This is a genomic window from Rhizobium sp. P1_E1, from assembly GCF_056406015.1.
This window is the reverse complement of record NZ_JBFUAY010000377.1, coordinates 1-2,851: the sequence shown is the minus strand read 5'-3', so window position 1 is coordinate 2,851 and position 2,851 is coordinate 1. Positions and strand designations below refer to the sequence as shown.

Sequence of the window (2,851 nt, the reverse complement as noted above, 5' to 3'; positions counted from 1 at the left end):
GCTTACACGCTCGTCTCGAAACTCCAGGGTCTGAGTCTGGTCAACTATCTCTGACGGGTTGAACATGCGGGAATTCAAGCGGATGCAAATACCGGCCCTAACGAGGGAACCCAACACGACGTGTTCCGAAATCGTGGCGGAGGCGGCCTTCGCGCTCGCCTCTGGCATCATCGATACGATCCCTTTCGTCGGCAGCAAACTCGACGAACAACAGACGCGGGCATGGCCGCGATCGGGTGTCTTCACGGATGACGGCGTCGAGATGACGGGTACGCCCCCTGAAATATTCGAGCTTTGCGAGTTGCTGGCAGCCCATATCGAGAAAGGCACGTCATTCGACGTTTTCGAGGTTTTCCACAAGATTGCGCGCATCGACCGGCTGATCGACTGGCGCCATGGCGCAGTGCTGTCGCCCGAGCCGCATCCGGTAACTCATTAACGGAACACGCTAAAATCTCTTCTCAAAGGCGGCGCTATACGGCCGCGCCGCTCGGGAGCATGGCATAGGCTGGGCTTGCATGTGGCTTGTCCGTTGCGGCAGTCTGGACTTTACCATAGGGAGGCTGAGGGCGACTGCCGAAGTCTGCCGGCAATGGTCTTTCAGAGACCGAGTGTGTTGTTAATGTCAAAGCCGCGCGCGAAGCTTCCATTCTCCGAAGAGACTTTGCAGGCCATGCTGATCCGCGTGCTTCGCCCGCTGGTCAAGCTCGCACTCGCCTCCGGCTTCAACTTCATCTCCTTCTCGACCGTTCTTCGCCGCCTCTATATCGAGGTTGCGGAGAAGGAGTTCGCGCTACCGAACAAGCAGCAGACGGATAGCCGCATCTCGCTTCTGACCGGCATCCACCGCAAGGACGTCAACCGGTTGCGTGGACAGGCACTCACGGCATCGTTTCTGACCGTCGGCGTTTCACAGACAAGCCGCATCCTTGCAAGATGGCTTGCCGATCCGCTTTATTGCGATGCGGAGGATAGGCCAAGCGCCCTGCCCCGGACCTCCAGCGACGGCGGTCCGTCATTCGAGAGCCTGGTGAGCGACATCACCAAGGACGTTCATCCCCGCTCCATCCTGGACGACTGGCTGGATAAAGGCATTGTCGTTCTCGATCAGGACGGCCAGGTCCAGCTCAACCTCTCATCAATTGTTCCGAATGCCGGTGACGAAGCCCGTCGGCACTATTTTACACGCAATCTTCGTGACCATGTGCAGGCAGCGGTCATCAATCTGATGAACGACCCTCCCCCCTACTTCGAACGCGCGGTTCACTACGACGGGATATCCCCTGAGCTGGCGGCCCAACTCGACGAGATTGCGCGTGAGGAAGGGATGGCGCTGCTCCTGAAGCTCAACAAGATCGCCCATCGGGCCATCACGGATGATCCCGGCGGCAATAGCCGCTGGATTGCGGGGGTCTATGTCATGCCCGAGGCGGCTGAGGCCGATCTTCAGCCAGACGCCGCTTCCAGGACGGAGACAGACGAATGAGCCCGTCAATGATCTCCAGGAGGCAATTTCTGCTGGGCGGCATCGCACTTCAGATCGTGCGACCGGAGACCGTAGCCGCGCAACCGACGGGGACCAGCGATCATGGAATCGGCGGGTCCGGTCTTTCCATTCAGGGAGGTGGGGAGAACGAAGATCACGGGATCGGCGGAACCGGCATCGTCGGGACCATCCAGGGCTTTGGAAGCATCATCGTCAACAACGTCCACATACCTTTCAGCGCGACGACCCCGATCGAGATCGATGGACGGCGCGCTCCTGCAAGCGCGATGAAGGTCGGTCATGTGGCCCGGGTGCTGCTGACGGGAAAGCGTGCTGCCCGCATCGCGATCGTCAGCGAGGTTCAGGGCCGCATCGACCGGATTGACAAGACCGGTATCACCATATTGTCGCAAACCGTCGACACGACAGGTTTGGTGACGAAGGGCTTGCGAAAAGGCAATCGCGTTGCCGTGTTCGGCATCCGTAAACCGGATGGCACCATCATTGCTCGGCGTATCGAGCCTCGTTCCGTTTCCGATGGCGCCCATGTCCGAGGCGTGCCATCGAAGAGCGGTCATCGCGTCCGGATCGGCGGCCTTTCGCTTGGCAACACGCATGGATATCTGGTCGGCAAGCAAACGCTCGTACGTCTTAAGACAGTCGCCGACCGATTGATGATTATACGCATTCAGGCCGAGCCTGTGGTGCCGGGTCTGAAACGCGGCATCGTCAACGTCGAGACCTTCAGGTCCGCGGACAAAGGCGGGGCTGGCTCGGGACCCGGGGGCTCAACGCCTTACGGCTCGATGCGAATGTCCCCTGACGGCCATGGGTTTGTCGACGTCACCGTACGCGATTCAAGCAGAATGACGGGCTTTGCGGACAGGCAGGGCCCAGACGGCTTTGGTCCTCGCCCGCCGGATGGCCCTCCGGACGGGCCGCCGCATGATCGCCCCTCCTTCGGCAGAGGCGGGCCTGGTGGAGATTATCCCGACCCGAACAGGCGAGGTCCGCCACCGGGGGATACCGCGCCTCGCGGCCCGCCGCCTCCAGATTTTCCAGGTCCCCGCTGAAAGGCTCAGTCGAGCACATTGACATATGGGAAAATTTCCCATTTATTGTTCCTGCGATTCCTGATTTGGATTCCCAAGAAGGACTTGCCGATTGTCTATCGGGTCCGCCCCACACCCGACAGACAATCGTTTGATTTTCAATCGCTGCTGACTGCCGAACCAACCCACCATCGCCAAGAGGAATCAGGAATTGCTTTTGCTGGAACGCGAACCGGACATGTCGATGGGAATGGACCAACCGACGGTCGTTGCAACCTGGGAAAACCGTACGCAAATCATCGAAATCATGGGC

The 2,851-nt window shown here is 59.7% G+C and carries 3 protein-coding genes; all 3 read left to right on the top strand.

Annotation, left to right across the window (positions count from 1 at the left end; translation table 11 throughout):
• The first annotated feature begins 64 nt into the window (after window positions 1–64).
• Window positions 65–439 (top strand): hypothetical protein, encoded by a 375-nt coding sequence (locus AC1D1Z_RS35915; RefSeq protein WP_018245725.1) that lies wholly within the window; start codon window positions 65–67, stop codon window positions 437–439.
• Window positions 440–592: 153 nt separating this feature from the next.
• Complete coding sequence (locus AC1D1Z_RS35910; protein WP_018245726.1) at window positions 593–1,486, top strand: DUF6502 family protein; 894 nt, start codon at window positions 593–595, stop codon at window positions 1,484–1,486.
• Entirely contained in the window at window positions 1,483–2,559 is a 1,077-nt protein-coding gene (locus AC1D1Z_RS35905) for a DUF5666 domain-containing protein (protein ID WP_018245727.1), read from the top strand. Before AC1D1Z_RS35910 ends, AC1D1Z_RS35905 begins: the two co-directional genes overlap by 4 nt.
• The last annotated feature ends 292 nt before the right edge of the window (window positions 2,560–2,851 follow it).